This is a genomic window from Streptomyces sp. NPDC093801, assembly GCF_040701585.1.
Taxonomy (GTDB): Bacteria; Actinomycetota; Actinomycetes; order Streptomycetales; family Streptomycetaceae; genus Streptomyces.
This window is the reverse complement of sequence record NZ_JBFBDP010000011.1, coordinates 1-16553: the sequence shown is the minus strand read 5'-3', so window position 1 is coordinate 16553 and position 16553 is coordinate 1. Positions and strand designations below refer to the sequence as shown.

The 16553-nt window shown below is 73.4% G+C and carries 11 protein-coding genes and 1 pseudogene; 7 read left to right on the top strand and 5 right to left on the bottom strand.

Annotated elements, in window-relative coordinates; genetic code table 11:
- The first annotated feature begins 91 nt into the window (after nucleotides 1-91).
- Both AB0469_RS14410 and AB0469_RS14405 read left to right on the top strand, forming a co-directional pair.
- A complete protein-coding gene (locus tag AB0469_RS14410) occupies nucleotides 92-817 on the top strand; it encodes an SDR family oxidoreductase (RefSeq protein WP_366451683.1) in 726 nt (241 codons plus the stop codon).
- Nucleotides 814-1290: a nuclear transport factor 2 family protein gene (locus AB0469_RS14405; RefSeq protein ID WP_366451682.1), complete on the top strand. Its 477-nt coding sequence runs from the start codon at nucleotides 814-816 to the stop codon at nucleotides 1288-1290. The genes AB0469_RS14410 and AB0469_RS14405 overlap by 4 nt, the downstream gene beginning before the upstream one ends.
- A 95-nt stretch (nucleotides 1291-1385) precedes the next feature.
- Here the strand turns inward: AB0469_RS14405 and AB0469_RS14400 are convergent, their stop codons facing one another.
- Together AB0469_RS14400 and AB0469_RS14395 are read right to left on the bottom strand one after the other, a co-directional pair.
- Nucleotides 1386-6935, bottom strand: a complete 5550-nt coding sequence (locus AB0469_RS14400; RefSeq protein ID WP_366451681.1) for a tetratricopeptide repeat protein — start codon at nucleotides 6933-6935, stop codon at nucleotides 1386-1388.
- A complete protein-coding gene (locus tag AB0469_RS14395) occupies nucleotides 6919-8400 on the bottom strand; it encodes a hypothetical protein (RefSeq protein WP_366451680.1) in 1482 nt (493 codons plus the stop codon). The genes AB0469_RS14400 and AB0469_RS14395 overlap by 17 nt, the downstream gene beginning before the upstream one ends.
- A 345-nt stretch (nucleotides 8401-8745) precedes the next feature.
- Between AB0469_RS14395 and AB0469_RS14390 the strand changes: the two genes are divergently transcribed.
- From AB0469_RS14390 to AB0469_RS14380, 3 genes and pseudogenes are all read left to right on the top strand, one after another.
- Complete coding sequence (locus AB0469_RS14390) at nucleotides 8746-9357, top strand: sugar O-acetyltransferase (RefSeq protein WP_366451679.1); 612 nt, start codon at nucleotides 8746-8748, stop codon at nucleotides 9355-9357.
- Nucleotides 9358-9839: 482 nt separating this feature from the next.
- Nucleotides 9840-10769, top strand: a complete 930-nt coding sequence (locus AB0469_RS14385; protein ID WP_366451678.1) for a PASTA domain-containing protein — start codon at nucleotides 9840-9842, stop codon at nucleotides 10767-10769.
- A gap of 639 nt (nucleotides 10770-11408) precedes the next feature.
- A pseudogene (locus AB0469_RS14380) lies at nucleotides 11409-11605 on the top strand (DUF6009 family protein); the annotation flags it as partial.
- A gap of 25 nt (nucleotides 11606-11630) precedes the next feature.
- Here the strand turns inward: AB0469_RS14380 and AB0469_RS14375 are convergent.
- On the bottom strand, nucleotides 11631-12044 hold the full coding sequence (locus AB0469_RS14375) for a hypothetical protein (RefSeq protein WP_366451677.1): 414 nt from the start codon (nucleotides 12042-12044) through the stop codon (nucleotides 11631-11633).
- Between the two features lie 321 nt (nucleotides 12045-12365).
- Between AB0469_RS14375 and AB0469_RS14370 the strand changes: the two genes are divergently transcribed.
- Nucleotides 12366-12587 (top strand): hypothetical protein, encoded by a 222-nt coding sequence (locus AB0469_RS14370; RefSeq protein WP_366451675.1) that lies wholly within the window; start codon nucleotides 12366-12368, stop codon nucleotides 12585-12587.
- 146 nt (nucleotides 12588-12733) lie between these two features.
- On the opposite strand, the gene AB0469_RS14365 is transcribed toward AB0469_RS14370, so the two are convergent.
- Nucleotides 12734-13258 carry a MepB family protein gene (locus AB0469_RS14365; RefSeq protein ID WP_366451674.1) on the bottom strand — a complete coding sequence of 175 codons (525 nt, stop codon included), beginning with the start codon at nucleotides 13256-13258 and terminating at the stop codon, nucleotides 12734-12736.
- A 387-nt stretch (nucleotides 13259-13645) separates the two neighbouring features.
- A complete protein-coding gene (locus AB0469_RS14360; protein WP_366451673.1) occupies nucleotides 13646-14572 on the bottom strand; it encodes a GntR family transcriptional regulator in 927 nt (308 codons plus the stop codon).
- A gap of 282 nt (nucleotides 14573-14854) precedes the next feature.
- Here AB0469_RS14360 and AB0469_RS14355 point away from each other — a divergent pair, with 282 nt between their 5' ends.
- On the top strand, nucleotides 14855-15880 hold the full coding sequence (locus tag AB0469_RS14355) for an FAD-dependent monooxygenase (protein ID WP_366451671.1): 1026 nt from the start codon (nucleotides 14855-14857) through the stop codon (nucleotides 15878-15880).
- The last annotated feature ends 673 nt before the right edge of the window (nucleotides 15881-16553 follow it).

The following is a 16553-nucleotide window of genomic DNA, read 5'->3' as shown; positions in this document are numbered from 1 at the left end:
CGGCAACGCGCGTCCTGGTTGGCCCTCTTCCGCTCGCGGAGACTCGGTCGGGCAGGACGGACCTGCGACCGTCGTCGAGGGGAAGGGCAGCATGACCGAGGTCGTGGCAATCACCGGAGCGAGCAGCGGGATCGGGGAGGCGAGCGCCAGGCGGCTCGCGGCCGACGGGCACCGTGTCCTCCTCGGGGCGCGGCGCACCGAGCGGCTCCAAGCGCTGAGCAAGGAGATCAACGCCGCCGGCGGTGCCGCGTCGTACCGGCGGCTCGACGTAACGGACGCCGTCGACGTACGGGCCTTCGTGGCCGCGGCGGGTGAGCGGTACGGGCGGCTGGACGTGATGATCAACAACGCCGGGGTGATGCCGCTCTCGCCGCTGGACGCGCTCGCGGTCGACGAGTGGGACCTGATGATCGACGCGAACGTACGGGGCGTTCTGCACGGGATCGCCGCCGCCCTGCCCGTGATGCGGGCCCGGGGCGCAGGGCACATCGTGAACATCGCCTCGGTGGGTGCCTACGAAGTGTCACCCACCGCCGCCGTGTACTGCGCCGCCGAATTCGCCGTACGGGCCGTCTCCGAAGGGCTGCGGCAGGAGTCCGGCGGTGACGTACGGGTCACCCTCGTCTCCCCGGGGGTGACCGAGTCCGAACTCGCCGACCGCATCGGCGACCCGGTGGCGCGGGAGGCCATGCAGGCCTACCGCGCCGTGGCGCTGCCGGCCTCCGCCGTCGCGGACGCCATCGCGTACGCGGTGTCCCAGCCGCCGGAGGTCGACGTCAACGAGATCGTCGTCCGTCCCGCCGCGAGCGCGCAGTGACCGCCCCGGCCGACCGCGACGACCTGGCCCGCCGGTTGCGGGTACTGGAGGACAAGGAGGCACTGCGCTGCCTGCTGGTCCGGGGGTGGCGGGCACTGGACCGCAAGGACTGGGCGGCCTGGGCCGAGTGCTGGGCCGAGGACGCGGTGCTGGAATTCGGGCCATGGGGGGAGATACGCGGCAGGGAGGCGATCCGGGAGCAGGTGCAGCAGGCGGAGGCGCCCTTCCCGAGCATGCAGCACCACATCCTCAACACGCACTTCGAGGTGGACGGGGACCGGGCGACCGGCATCGGCTACATGTGGTTCGTCGCCGTCACGGGCAACGGGGCGCCCTCCGCTCCGTACTCCATGGGAGGCCCCTACGACTGGGAGTTCCACAGGGCCCCGGACGGCGGCTGGCGCCTGGCCCGCCAGAGGCTCGGAGTCTGGTGGACCTCCGGCGGGGAAACCGGCCCCGAAGCCTTCCGCTGAGGCGTGTCGACGCAGCGCCGGCCACCCGAAGGGCGGGCGCAGGGCAGGCGGGACTTTGCGGACATGGCCCAGAGATGCGCCGAGGGCTCCGCCCATCACCTCGCGGCTCGGCTCGGACCGGTGAGGGCAGACAGCACCTGGCCGAACCCGGTGTGCGGACCGCGCCGTTGCGGATCGGCGGCAGCGTACCGGCGCAGTCGGACGAGCATCGCCCGCTGTCGGAGTGGGGGCAGGTCCTCCGCCAGGGACCGGGCCTGCTCCACCGCCTGGGTGGTCCGGCCGGCCTCGGTGTCCAGGAGGAGCCGCAGCAGCGGACCCGCGTCGTCGTGGTCCAGGAGCCGGGGGTGCAGGTCGGCGAGGTTGCGTACGGTCGCGGCGTCACCGTCCTCGACTGCGGCGAGTACCGCAGCCGCGGCGCGGGCCGTGCTGCTCGCCAGCTGTCGCACGTGCTCGGCACGATGACCGGTCGTCAGGAGGCGCAGCACCGCGAGGTGCTGCCGGGCGACGGGGTCGGTGTGGCGGCGGACGAGGGCTTCTGCGACCGCCGGTGCGGTCAGCCGGTCGGCGTGGCGGGTGAGGTGGGCGAAGGAGGCGGCCCAGGTCGGAGCGGTCAGCCAGGTGTCGAGGAGGACGGTGCGTTCGTGGTCCTCGTCGAAGGCGGCGAGGGTGTCGGGCAATCCGGTAGCGCGGATGCGGGCGAGCAGGGCGGCGACGGCGCCCCGGCGGGGGTGGCCGGGGTCGAGTGCGGCCCGCACGCGCAGGCTCGCGGTCCAGGTGTCGCGCTCGGCGGCCGCGGAGTTGGCCAGGAGGGCGCTTCGGGTCCGGGGCCAGTCCGGGGCGGCCAGCAGGGCGTCGATCAGGATGTCGTCCTCCGGTGGGACGGGCGCGAGCGCCCACTCGGGCAGTCCTCGGGGCGGCGGCCGGAGGATGCGGGCGACGGCCCGGATCTCGCGGCGCGCGCGGGTGGCCGTCGCAGTGGTGTCGGTGTCCTGCACGGACCGTGCGGCGGCGCGCAGGAAGGCGGCGGCCCAAGGTGATCCGCGCTCCGCGCACCAGCGGGCGCTCGCGGCGAGGACGTTCCCGCGGGCGGGAGGGTGCACGGCCCACGCGCTGCGGAGCCAGCTCACGGCGGCGATGCGGTGCGCCGGTCGCGGGCCGAGCAGCCGGACGCGGTGGGCGCTGATGTCGGCGAGCCCGCCGGTGGCCCGTACGAGCCCGGGCAGGGCGCGTTGCGGATCGACGGAGGCTGCCTTGCGGTGGAGCCGGACCGAGGCTGCTGTCCGTCTGGCCGCCGTACGGTGGTCACCGTCGGCCAGGCTCCACCGGCCCGCCAGGTACAAGTAGCGGGCGCAGTTCGCGAGGCGTTCGGGATCGCGGTCGAAGGCGCGGACGCGGACCAGTCGGACGGCCTCCTCGATCGTGGCGCGGGCCGAGGCCCGGTCGTCCAGACCGGCGTGGACGCGGGCGGCGACGTTCAGGGCCTCGGCGAGGTGCGCGGCCGCCCGGGGGCGGCCGGCGGCGTGCACGCGCCGCAGCAGCTGGACGGCCTCGGCTGCGCTTTCGCCGGCTTCGGTCCACTCACCGGTGCGGGCCTGGCACTCCGCAAGGACGTCGAGTGCGTCGGCGAACTCGTACGGACTCCCTTCCGGTGCCTCCCCCGTCGGCGTCCGGTGTGCTGCCACGGCCCGGGCCGAAGCCTCGTAGGCTCCCTCTGTGTCGTCCAGTTCCAGGCGCAGGCGCGCCAGGGTGGTGAGCGTGGTTCCGAGATCCCTGCGGCCGGCGGAGTCGCCCCACAGCTCCAGCGCCTCGGCGAGCGCCTCGGCAGCGGTGTCGACGTCCCCGTGTTTCACCTGCTCATGGGCGAGTTCCTGGAGTGCCGTCGCCAGCCGGATCCTGACGGCCGGTTCGCTGGCCGGGGCCTCACGCAGCAGCCGGACGGCTTCCGCCAGCAGTTCGGTCGCGGCGGCGTGATCGCCCGTCCGGGCTCGTACGAGGGCGAAGACAGTGAGGCTTTCGGCGAGGTCCTCGCCGTGGACGTCGGTGTTGTGTGCCGCGAGTCCCCGGTACAGGGTGCAACTCTCGCCGGCCGCCGCCAGGGCCTCGGTGAGCTCGCCGCTCTCGGCCCGGACGGCCGAGAGCTGGCGCAGGGCCCGCGCGAGGCGATCCTGCGCATCCGGTTTCCCCGCCAGGGCGGCGGCCCGGAACATCCGCACGGCCTGTTCCACGGAGTGCGCCGCGCCCTCGGTGTCGAGCTCCAGGGACCGGATCTGGGACAGGGTGAGGTGGGCGTCGGCCAGGTCTGCGTCGTACCGCTCCGGTTCGGATGCGGCCCGTGGTGCCAGCACGGCGACCGCCTCGTGTGCGGCGGCCGCAGCAGAGGGGAGGTCGTCGTCCTCGGCAGCGGCGATGGCGGTGGCGATCAGTGCACGGGCGTGTGCGCCGGCGAAGCGGTCCGGCAGGCCGGTCGCGAGGTCTGCGTAGAGCCGGGCCGCTTCGCCGGCGGCCGTTCGCGCGGCCGCGGCCTCGTCCCGGCGGTTGCGGGCGCGGGCGAGGGTGAGCAGGACCCCTGCGAGGTCCTCGGCGTAGGCGGCCGGCTGCGCGGTGTGCAAGGGCCGTACGAGGCGGAGTGCCTCCTCGGCGGCGTCTGCCGCGCCCTGGTCGTCGCCCATGTGCCGGCGTCGGTTGGAGAGGTTCCACAGGGCCCGTGCCAGGTCGGCCGCGAGGCCCGACGGGTTGTCGGCGGTGAACTCCCGGCGCAGGGTGACCGCGAGCTCCGAGGCCGTGAGCGCGCCCGCGGGGTCGTCGGCCGCCGCCCGGACGGTTCCGAGGTTGGTGAGGGCGGCGGCCCAGTCCGGGGCGAAGACCTCCCGCGCCCGGGCGGCGAGGACGCGGTAGTGCTCGACGGCCTCCTCCGCCGCGTCCAGGGCCTGGGGGATGCGTCCGGTGTCGCACCGGGCGGCGGCGAGGTTGGTGAGGGCGTCGGCGAGGCCGGGCCGGTGCTCGGCGGGGTCGGCGTCGTACATCCTGCGGCGCAGGGCCACGGCTTCGGCTGCGGTGTCCGCGGCGGCGGCGTCCCGTCCGGCTTCGGAGAGCCAGGCGGCGAGGTTGCTGAGCGCTCCTGCGTACGAGCGGGTGCGGGGGTCGGGCAGCGGGGCGGCGGTCTGGCGGAAGTACGCGACGGCCTCGGTGGCGGCCTCCAAGGCGCCCAGGCGGTCGCCGGTCTGTGCGCGCCGGACCGCCTGGTCGTTGAGGGCCTGGGCGAGATCGGCCAGGTGGACCGCCGGTTCGGCCCGTGCCAGGGTGCGCCGGAGGGCGACGGTCTCGGTCATGGCGGCCAGCGAACCGGTCAGGTCGCCCTCGTCGGCCCGCCGTTGGCTCAGCTCGGCCAGCAGGCGGGCCCGTTCGGCCGGGGTGGTGTCCCCCTGCCCGGCTTCGGCGAGGCGTCGGGACGCCGCCTTCCGGGCGAGGGTGACCAGGCCCAGCCTGGTGCGGGGCAGGGCGTCGGCCAGCTCGGCGACCGGCAGCGGTCCCCCGGGAACATCGACCAGGTTCTCCAGAGCGGCGGCGGCGGCACCGCGCTCGTTCATGGCCAGTTCGAGGACGGGCCGCCACCGCGCCGGTTGTGAGGTGAGGGCCGTCTCGATGAGGCCGGTGCTGCGCAACGGGCCGCCCTGGCCGGCCCGGTTGAGCCGGCCGAGGGCTGCGGGGGTGCCGCTCGGGCCGGTGTGGGCGAGGGCGCGTTCGAGCAGCGAGTCCGCGGCCGTCGGGGCAGCGGCCAGGTCGCGGTGGAGCACCGTCACCATGAGGTGGTCTCCGACCCGGTCGGGGCGGACCGCGAGGCCTTCGCCGGGTGCCGGGCGCAGGCATGCGGTGAAGGTGTCGGCCAGCAGTCGGCGCCGGTCGGCGGCTTCGGCGGCGGCCAGTTCGGGGACGGCCGTGAGGGCGTCCGCGGCGGCCTCCGGCGGGGGCGCGAGCAGGGTCAGGCAGGCCGCCGCGGACTGCAGGAGGCCGCGTCGGGGCTCGGTGCCCGCGAGTCGGCGGTGGACGGCGGCCCAGTAGCGCTGCTCGTGCCGCAGGCTCTCCCGGTAGAGGCGGTCGGGGTCGGTGGGGAGGTCGGTGCCGCCGAGCGCGACCAGCCGGGCGAGCAGGACGAGGTCCAGGGTGGACCAGTGGGCCGAGCCGAGGTCGGGGCGGGGCGCCGGGGCACCGGGGGGAAGGGCGTCGGCAGGCGCATCGGGGGGCCCGGCGCCTGTGAGGGTTTCCAGGGTGGTGTCGTAGAGGTCGTCGCCGTGGGGGTGTCGGAGCGGGAGGGCGAAGCTTTCCATCAGGTGCGGGTGGCCGTCGGTGATCAGCCGGTCGAGTACGGCACGCAGCCAGTCCGCCTCCTCCGTGCCCATCGGTGTCTCCTGGTAGGCCGAGCGGGAGGTGAGGAGGACGGCGGCGGGTGACCTGGCCCGGCCGCGCAGGACGCTCAGCAGCGCCGTCACCTCCTCGACCCTGGTGTCCGCGTAGTCGACGACCACGCAGAGCGGCGAGGTGACGGTGGCGAGCCACGGGAGGGCGGTGGGATCGGCCCGGTGCAGGCCCTCGCGGAGCGGTCCCGCGTACCAGCCGCGCTGCCGAAGCCAGGCGGCGGCCTCCAGGGCGAGCCGGGTCTTCCCGGAGCCGCCGTCGCCGTGCAGGACTACCAGCCCGGTACTGCTGCCGCGGGCGATGCCTTCGCACAGGTCGGTGAGGACGGGCAGTTCGTCGCGCGGCTGGAAGGGCGTCAGCCGGTACTCGGGGCGCAGCAGGCGCAGCGCGGGGCCGCCGGTCTCCGTGTCCCGGCCTTCCGGGACGGCTGTGGCGCCCGGTGGATCCGTACCCGTGGGGCGTGCATCCCGTGCGGGGTGGATTTCGCCGAGCGGGAGCACGGCGGGCAGCGGGGCGGGGCGGTACCGCTTCCGGCCGGCGGGGAGCACGGGCGGTCCGGCGACGCGGAGTCCGAGGCGCCAGCCCCAGGCGTCCGAGGTGAGGTAGCGGTGTCCGGATGCGGTGGCCTCGTCGGTGGTGAGGGCCGTATGGGCCGTGCGGGCGGTGCCCAGCGAACGGGCGAGGCCCACCGGGTCGAGGGCGGCGAGCGGGCGGGGCCGGTCGAGTTGCGGTCTGAGGTGGTCGTCGGCGCCCGGGGGTGCGCTCGTCAGGGGTTCGGCGGTGTCCCAGCCGGGCGGCCACTGTCCGGCGAGGGCGACGACCACCAGGGCGTGGCGGAGCGGTGTGAGCCGTCCGCGTTCGACGATGACGACGGCGGCGGGGAGCCCGGCGTGGCCGCAGGCCGCGGCCAGTACGAGGGCCAGGTCGAGGCAGGTGGCGTTGGCGGGCGCGACCAGTACCTCGGCGGGAGGCCGGATCGGCTGGCCGGCGGCGCCGGAGCCGGGTGGCTCGTGGGCGTAGCGGATGCCGGCGCCGGCGATTTCCGCCCAAACCGTCCGCAGTCGGGTGACGGCCGACTCGTCGGATCCGGCGGGCAGCCGCAGGTGCCGGGCGACGGTCTCGGGGAGCACGTACGAGGCCAGGGAGGCGGGGTCGTCCTCCAGGGACCAGAGCGGCCAGTGCACTGCGGAAGCTGCGGGCTCGGAGGCCGGGCCGTCAGTCGAGGTCGGCATCGTCGAGTACCTCGACGGTGGCGAGGCCGGCGAGGTCGCCGCCGCCCGGGACGCCCTCGGCGGTGACCCGGACGTCGTACAGCCCCGGTGGCAGCGAGGCCAGTTCTCCGGTGAAGGCGCGGCCCTCGCCGTCGAGGTCCAGCGGCACCTCCTGGAGGCGCCGGCCGGGTTCACCCGCCGGGGTGACGGTCGCCCACACCGGTACGTCGCGCAGGTCGGGGTCCGCTCCGGTGACGGACGCGGCCAGCGGCACCGCCGTTCCGGTCAGTTGGAGTTCCTCGATGTCGAGGCCGAGGACGACGGGCCGTTCCTCTCCGCGGATGGGGAGCTGCCTGGGCCGTTCCTCCAGGCCCTGGACCCAGTCTGCGGTCCCGGCGAGGTCGGCGATGGTGCCGTGCCGCTCGGCGACCAGCAGCCCGGTCTCGTACTGGCCGCGGTGTTCGGCGGGCTGCCCGCTGAAGGCGGGGACGGTGCCGTCGCCCAGGTCCTCGCGCCAGGCGCCGAAGTCGACGTTGTCCGGGGCCTTGCGGGACGCCCGGAGGCGGCGGCCGTCCCAGGACGCGGAGCGCACGGTGTGGTGCCCGTATCCGATCCGGGCGAGGACCTGCGGTCCGTCCCGGGGGATCGTGCGCCAGCCGTCGGCGATCTTCTGATGGAGGAGGCGCCCCTGAGCAGCGGGTCCGGCCAGACCGGGGACGGGCAGTGCTTCGGGCCACAGCCATTGCGGTCCGGGGTCCTGCACCGCGGACACCGGACCGGTGGTCCGGGCGGCGGGGCCCTCGGCGCGGACGGCGGCGTAGGCGGGCAGCAGGTCGGCCATCGACGTCCAGGTGCCGAGCACGGGGCCCAGCCGCTCGCGCAGGATGTGGCCGCCCAGCAGTGGCACGCCGTTCACGAGGACGTCCAGGGCCTTCGGAGCGCCGGCGTGCGGGGTCCCCAAGGTGAGCAGGGCCCGGCAGCGCTCCCAGTTCTCCTTCGCCCCCGCCAGCCAGTACCGGGCGACGAGGCCGCCGAGCGAGTGCGCCACGATGATCAGCCGCTTGTCGTGCGCACCCCGGTCGGGCCAGAGCGCGGTGAGCCGCTCGTCGACAGCGGCTCCGAACCGCTCGGCGGCGTCCCGTACGCCGAGGCGGAAGTCGTAGCCGAACCCGACGACGGTCGCCGCGGTGGTGCGTCCGGCCGGTGTGCCATCGTCCAACACCGCCCCCGGCAGTGCGCCCAGACGTGCCAGCAGACCGTTGTAGCCGTGCACCGGTGTCCAGAACGGCATCGCCTTGCGCGTGGGCACCAGTCCGACCGGCACCAGCCGGGGGTTCACCTCCACGCTGAGCGGCTCCGGCCGGCGCAGCAGCCGGAGGTCGCGGGTGGCGGCCGACCAGACCGGGCGCTCCGGCTCTCCCCGCTCCGCGAGGAGACTGCCTCCGATGCCCGGCACGACCATCACCAGGTGTTGACGGTCCGGCACGTTCCGGCCTCCTCCCCGAGCCTGACCCGGACGCCCAGTATGCCGGAATCCCCTTCCCTCCGGGACTCGTTGAGCCCCTCCGCGGCTCTCACCTCCGGTGGGTGACGGCCGAGGGCAGGTGGCCGCCGGGGGCGGGAGCTGACCGGGTGTGAACGTGCGGGACGACCATGATCCCCGGATCCCCGGATCCCCGATACGCCCGGCCGAACGGCGCCGGGTGCGGGCAGCGGGCCCGGCCGCGTGTCCGACGGTGTGGGCCTTGACTGCCGTGCGCCCCTCGGAGAGCGTGGGCCGTGCGCGCGGTCCATGTTTCTGCTGTCGTGCCGGGGAACGGAGGTCACCCACGTGGGAGAGAACGAGCGGCGGATGTCGGCCGGTGAGTGGTTCCTCCCCGACGATCCCGAACTCGCGGCCGCCACCCTGCGCCGGATCGAGCTGTGCGCGCGGTTCAACGATGCCCCGGCCGCGCTTGTGCCGGAGCGGCGGGACGCCATCCTGCGGGAACTGCTCGGTTCGGTGGGCGAAGGGGTCCGGATCCGGTCGCCCTTCCACTGCGACTTCGGCCGCCACATCCGGATCGGCGACGGAACCTTCGTCAATTTCGGCGCGGTCTTCCTCGACACCGCGCCGATCACCATCGGCGCGCACACCCAGATCGGCCCGAACGTCCAGCTACTGACCCCCACGCATCCCCTGGACCCCGCCCTCCGGCGGGCCGGATGGGAGCGCGGGCTGCCGGTGACCCTCGGCGACAACGTGTGGCTCGGCGGCGGAACGATCGTCTGCCCAGGGGTGACCATCGGCGACGACACGGTGGTCGGCGCCGGTTCCGTGGTCGTCAAGGACCTCCCGGCCGGCGTCCTGGCCGTCGGCAACCCGGCTCGCGTCGTACGTTCCCTCGGCCGCGCCGGGACCGACCCGGGCCTTCCGGACGGAGACCTGCCCCTCACCCCGTAGAGAGGGCACCCCGCCACCCGCGCCCCCCAGGGCTTCGGCCCCGACGGGGACCGGGCCGTCGACATCACCGCCGCCGTCCTCCGCCCCGAAGCCGGCCGCAGCCCCACGAGGGACCTGCACGACCTCGTCGGCGAACTCACCCGCGCCCACGAGGGACTGGAGGAGACGGACCGTGCCTCGGTGCGGGTGAACCGGGCGGCGTGAGCCTCGATGGTCCACGGCCGACCGGTCACCGTGGGTCCTTCCACCCGACCAGGCTTCGCCTGCTGGCCTCCCCGCCGGGCTGTGCACCCGGGGAGCGCTGTGCTGACCTGGGCCGATACCCTCGGGCGCCGTATAGCCGTACCGAGGGGAAAGGGGCCGTCATGCCTGGCCCGCAGACCGAAGAAGCGCCACCCGCAACAGCACGAGTCCCACAGCACAGGTCCGGATGGAGCAGGTGGTGGCGGACCAACCCCGGCCGCCTCACCCTGATTGCCGCCGTGCCCGTCCTGGGCCTGCTCGAACTGCGCCTGGGCGCGGTCGCGCTGGTCGTCGCACTGGTCGCGCTGTGGCGGGGCACCGCTTGGCCCGCCGCGGGCAAGGTGGCGGCTTCAGTGGCCGCCCTGGCCCTGCTGGGCGCCGCAGTGCCTTCTGCCCCCGAGAACGCCGCAGCCCACAAGCACACGCCGCACGCGACACCCCGGCTGCCGACGGCCCCCGCGCCCAAGACCTCACCGACGCACACCGCGGCACCGCTGGCCGACCTGCGCGGACAGTCCCTGCAGGCTGCCTCCGAGCAGGCTCTCCACGCCGACTTCCTGGTCCGCAGCCACGACGCCTCCGAGAAGAACGCGTTCGTACGAGACACGTCCCGATGGACCGTCTGCTTCCAGCAGACCGGCTGGGACGGGCACAAGCCCACGGCGGAATTCGGCGTCGTGCCCACCGGCGCGCCGTGCCCCGCCACGGACGGCGATCCCATCCCCTGGCCCGGGATGCCGGATCTGGTGTGGAAGACGTGGTCCGCGGCCCGGACCGAGGCGCTCGCACTCGGGGTGCGCGATGACCACGTCCAGGCGCGTGCCGCTTACCTCAACGACACGCTGCCTGCCGAGGGCGAGTACGACGACTGGCGGGTCTGCCGCCAGGATCCCGCAGCGGGCACCGCCGTCCAGCCCGGCGCCCGGGTGGAACTGCGACTGGCCGCCCAGGACAACGGGTGTCCCGAGCCGGACCGCGGAACGGGCACCGGCGCACGGCTTCCCGACCGAGACGGTGACGGCGACCCCGACTACCACGATCCGTTCCCCTCTGACCGCAACCGCACCCGCGCCTTCCCCGACGGCTTCCCCGACACCAGCCGCTCCGACGACTCCTCGACCTCCGGCGGCCACGGCTGGAACCCGTGCCACCACACCCGCCTGTGCTGACGCCTCAGCGACCGCTCCAAGCCCAGAAGGAACCCGACGTCTGAGTTCTCCATCCCCGCGTGGGCCCTCTCTCCTCTGGGCGCCGGCCGTGCCGGCCCCGCTCCCCACGTCCTCGACCGCACCGGCACCGGCGCGGGGCCGGCACGGCGGGTCGCCGGGTTGCATCCCGCGCAGCAGCACCTCGGTGATGCAGGGGCCGCCGGTGGTGCAGGCGTGTCCGGGGTGTCGGGGGCGATCCGGTCCGCGTCGGCGGGCGAGTGGATCACGGCCGTGTGGTGCTGTCCGCTACGGTGGCGGTTCGAGGTCTCGCCGTTTCCCCCGTCGGTGAGACCTCGGTCTTTCGGCCCTTCGCCTTCACCGGCCGACCGAGGAAGCCGGTCTTCCCGTGAACCCGCTTGGCCGACGGCTGCGATGTGCTGAGGAGTGGGCCTCGAGGGAGTGCGTGAGACGCCTGCCCGGGGGATCGGGCGCAGCCGGCCGGGGCGATGAGGCGCTGTGGTCGAGCTGGTCGGTGCGGCGGGCGGTGAGGTGGACGAGGATCTGCGGCAGGAAGTGTTTCAGGACCGCATGCCCCCGCGTGCAGGACTTCTCCTGCCCTTGCGCTCGGGGGGCATCCAGAGGATCAGCAGGCGTGCGGTCCTGCGGGGGACGGCCCGGTCGTCCGCAGCGGTGGTCGACCTGGTCCGGCTCGAAGACGTCACCCGACTCGACTACGTCCGCCGGTCGCTCGACGGGCTCCCCGCCCGCTGGGGAAAGCCCGCATACACCGCGACGGCCGCCTCGTCGGCTACGCCCAACCCGGCTCCGACGCGAAGCCCTCGCGTTCCAGCGGGACCGGCGGCCAAGTTGATCACTGAAGGCTCAGGGGGAGCTGGCCGACGACCTATCGGAGCGAAGCAGGGCCCGCAACCCGTCGGGGGTGACAGGCCCCGGGTCGCGAACGGGCTGGCCGACGTCGGCAGGCCAACTGGGTCGGAAGCGTTCGACGAAGTCTGTGAAGTCGGTCCGCAGATACCGAGAGTCGGACGGCTTCAGCCGGATCTGCCGGCGGCTGTCTGCCCACCAGATCTCGAAATCGGTAACCGTTCCCTCCGCCGGCCAGTCTTCGCCCTCGCTCGGCAGCAGCAGAACGTCGACGAAACCTCCGACGCCCAGGCCGATGTCCACGAAGATCCCGATCGCACCAGGCCGGGGAACTTTCACCACGGTGCCCTCGAAGACCTGCCCGAAGCACAGGTCCCTCCGAATCCGCGCCCACTCGGCATCTATCACCACGAGCAGATCATCACACCTTCGTCCGTCTGTCGCAGTGGCACGTCACCGCCGTCAATGCCGGCGTCGGCCTTGATCCTCGATTCATCCTCAGAACAGCGCCAGCGGTGCGACAACCCGCGCGCACCTGGTTCGAGATCCCTTCGAAGACCGGGATCCACATGCCGGCCAAGTTCAGTGGGACGTCCTTCAAGAACGGCCCGGGAGGCACCATGGTGCTTCGGGTGGAGAGGTCGCGGAAGGTCCTGCGGGAGGTCAGCGCGGGTGGTGAGGTCGGGCTCAGCGACATCGTCGCGAAGGCCGAGGTCTCCACTGACCACGGTCGTGGCCCTCGCCCTCACCTCCTTCCTCACGGCCGGCTGCGGCGCCGGAGTCACGCCGGCGTCGGCAGCCGAGGAACCCCGGGAGATCCGCGCCAAGGGCCTGCTCGAACAGGTTCCGCCCGACTCACCGGAGTTCGTGGAATCCGGCCTGGAAAGGCTCCGGGACGGCGTACACGCCCGCTCCACCCTCACCCAGGACAGGGGTACAACCTTCAGCCGCTGATCGCTGCCATGCCCGAGAAGGCACCTGGGATCCTCCGACTGCGCTTCACCGAAGAGCTGATCCAGTCGGTCATCGCCGGACCTCTCGGCATCCTCAGGCCGCTTTGCATACCGGCCCGACCGACCGACCCGCGGCCGCCCGGACGCCTATGGGTGGTAGAGCGCGTGGGCGGGCCTCAGGTCGGCAGGCCCGTCCTGGCCGAGGCTCAGGAAGTACTGCACCTGCCATGCCTGGGTGCTGCGAGCCTGTCGGCCGGCTGTGGTCACCCACGGCGGATAGACGCGGAATCCGCGCTTCCCGCCGGACCCGTTGCGGGAGACGACGCCGCGCTCGCACAACACCTCACGCGGGAACACGAACTGCCCGAAGTGGTCGTCGACGCGGCAGCTGATGACGAAGAGGTCCACGCCGTCGTCGGCGTCAAAGGGGCGGATCGGCCCGTCCTCGGACCGCTGCCACACAGTGACGAACTGGCCCGCCTTCGTCGGGGTGGTCTTGGCCACGCGGAACCGAACCGAGCGGCCATCGAGCATGAACGAGCAGGCCGCGTACTCGCCACTCTCCGGTTCGGGCACTGGCAGCGAGCACGCGAAACCGCTCGGGTCGTACACTGACGCCTTCGCCGCCAGCAGGTCGCCATGAAGCCCGGTCCACGGCCGATTGGTCACCATGCTGCCATCCTGCCATCCTGCCATCCGGCCATCGCGCCGTGGCCAGTGCCTTGGCGGCTCCCCTCGCGCCGCCAGCCCTGCTGTGCCCGTCGTCGATCCGTTCGCCGAGTCGATGGCCGAGGCCGCCCAGACCGAAGGGGCGGCCTTCCGGCTGCTGCTGACGATCTCCGACGCCGTACGCCCGCCGCCCGGAAACGGCGCCAGGACAAGGAAGACCGGCTCACCGGGGCGGAGGAGGAACACGCGCCGGGCTGGGCCGCCGACGCACTGCACCCGCCCCTGGACCGTGGGCCGACCTGCTGTGCAAGACGATGCCCGAGGGCTTGGTCCGCGACGCGATCCTCGCCTCACCCGCGTGGCCGGACATGGCAGCCCAGATGGCCCTCCTCAACACTTCGGGGGTGTGGCGATGCGGGTGGTGAGTCCGTCGAGGAGAGTGGTGAGGCCGTGGTGGAGGAGGGATTCGGGGGAGAGGGCGGAGCCCGCTCTCGCAGTGGCGAACGCGGGGAAGGCTCCGCCGTCCACCATGGCTGCCAGCCGCGTCTCCCGGGCTCGCATCCACTCCTCCCCGCTCACCCCGCTGGACCGTTCCGCCACCGACTCCGGTTCGAGGTCGACGGCGTGACCGCGGACGTATCCGAAGAGGGTGATGGCGGTGTGCATCCGGGTGTCGTTGTCCAGGCCGAGTCCGTCCAGGGCGGCGAGGGCCCAGTCGATGTGGCGGATGCCGTTGGGGATCAGCAGGGGTCGGCTGAGGTTCATGGCGCCGGCCAGCCAGGGGTGGGCCCGGTAGAGCCGCCATTGCAGGGCCGCGGACAGCTCCAGTCGTTCCCGCCAGCCGGTCGGCGGCCGCTCGGGCAGGGCCTGTTCCCCGAAGGCGGCGTCGGCCATCAGCACCACCAGCTGTTCCTTGTTGCTGACATGCCGGTACAGGGACATGGCCGAGACCCCCAGCTCTGCCCCGAGCCGGCGCATGGTCAGTGCCGCGATCCCTTCGGCGTCGGCGATGGCGACCGCCGCGCGGATGATGAGGGCGCGCTGCGCGGTGTCGTCCTCGGCGCCGGCGCGTCGGCCCGGTCCGCCGCTCGAGGGCCGGGCCGCGACCACGGTCCCCACCCCCGGCACCGCCCGCACCAGGCCTTCCTGCCCGAGTGCGCCCAGGGCCTTGCTCGCGGTGGCCATGGCGACCCCCCACCGCTGGGTGATGGCCCGTGTCGATGGCACCCGGTCCCCGGGCCGTAGTTCCCCGCGCTCGATGCGCCCGCGCAGCTCGGCCGCGATCCGCACGTACGGCGCCTGCGTCCGCTCCGTCATCCCGCCCTCTCCAGTGCACTAGTACGGGTGAACCGTAGTGCACTAGCTCGGTTTCCTCAATTTCCCTGTTCCACAACGGGATTACCGTCCGTACGTTGTACACATCACCCCGAGAGAGGACAGAGAAATTGAACAAGACCCAGACTCAGACCCAGAACCGGACCGTGCTGATCTCCGGCGGCAGCGTCGCGGGCCCCGCCCTCGCGTACTGGCTGCACCGCCACGGCTTCACCCCCACGATCGTCGAGCGGGCCCCCCCGGCTGCGCGACGGCGGCTACGCGGTGGACTTCCGCGGCGAGGCCCTGGATGTCCTGGACCGCATGGGCCTCCTGCAGCAGATTGAGGCGCTGGACACGGAGATGGGCGACGCGGCCGTGGTGGACGCCGAGGGCAACCGGTACGCCACCCTGCCCGCCGCGATATTCGCCGGGGACCTGGAGGTCCTCAAGGGCGACCTGACCCGCATCCTGTACGAGGCCACCCGCGAGAACACCGAGTACGTCTTCGGCGACTCCATCGCCACCCTGGATCAGGACGACGAGGGCGTCCTCGTCACCTTCGAACACGGCGCGCCCCGCCGCTTCGACCTGGTCGTCGGCGCCGACGGCCTGCACTCGCGCACCCGCGCCCTGGCCTTCGGCCCCGAGGAGCAGTACGTCCGCCACCTCGGCATCTACACGGCGATCTTCAACCTGGACAACTACCTCGGCCTGAAGAACACCGGCCGCCTCTACGCCGCCCCCGGCAAGGCCGCCAACGTCTTCACGGCCCGCGACAACACCGAGGCCCGCGCGGCCTTCCACTTCGCCGCCGACCACCTGGAACACGGCCACCGCGACCCCGCCGCGCACAAGCGGATCATCGCCGAGCGGTTCGCCGGTGAGGGCTGGGAAGTGCCCCGCCTGCTGAAGGAGATGGACGCCGCGCAGGAGTTCTTCTTCGACTCCAACGCCCAGGTCGAGATGGATCGCTGGTCCGCCGGCCGCGTCGTCCTCCTCGGTGACGCGGGCTACTGCGCCGGCCCCACCTCCGGCCGCGGCACCTCGCAGGCCCTGATCGGCGCCTACCTCCTCGCCGGGGAGCTCGCCGCCCGCGAAGGCGACCACACGGCCGCCTTCGCCGCCTACGAGCAGCAGATGCGCCCCTACGTCGCCGAACACCAGGCGCTGGGACGTGAGGGCGCCGAGCGGTTCTTCCTGCCGGCCCCCACCCAGGAGGTGCTGGACATGCTGGCCGCGAACGCCCCCGAGGACACCCGCACCGAACCGATCCGCCTCCCCGACTACATCCCTGCCACCTCCGCCTGAGAACGCGACGGAGCATCCATACGAGGAGAAGACCGCCCGGCCGGCATTGTGGCCAGGCGTGGCTGCCCTACTGCACATGCTGCGGGGAACCGAGAACCAGAACGCCGACTGACCGGATCTGCGGGATCGCCGTGGTGTGAATCGCCTGGTCATGGTGCACGGGCAGTCCCGTTACCAGGAGGGCAGCCAAGGACTACTGACCGGCAGCACTCTGCTGAACGTGGGTTCGGGCGCCGAGGCGCGAGAGCCCGGGTGTGCCCGCAGGCGGCGTCCGCCGATCGATGGCCGCCACGTCCGCACCGCAGCTGAAGCGGTTCCTGTGCGGGTGAGGATGGCCGCCTCCGCAGTATCCCTCCGGCGGCCGTTGCCGAGGGAACGACAACCTGCCCGGACATCCTCCTTGGCCGAGCAGTGAGCGAAGACCGGCTCGACCCGGCTTAGCGGGCCGCGCTCGCCGGCCTCGGCATCGGCTGGGCGTCACAGCCACACGGCAGGGTCTTCCTGTCTCGGGCAACACCACGGCAGCACGAGGGCCCGTACCGGGGAAGTGCACCCGGTACGGGCCCTCGCGGTGCTGCGGGGTCAGTCGTTCCAGACGTCGCCCTTGAAGTCGCCGCCGGTGCCCCGCTCGTAGTAGTGCTGCCCGTACAGGCCGCCCACGCAGGTCTGCTGG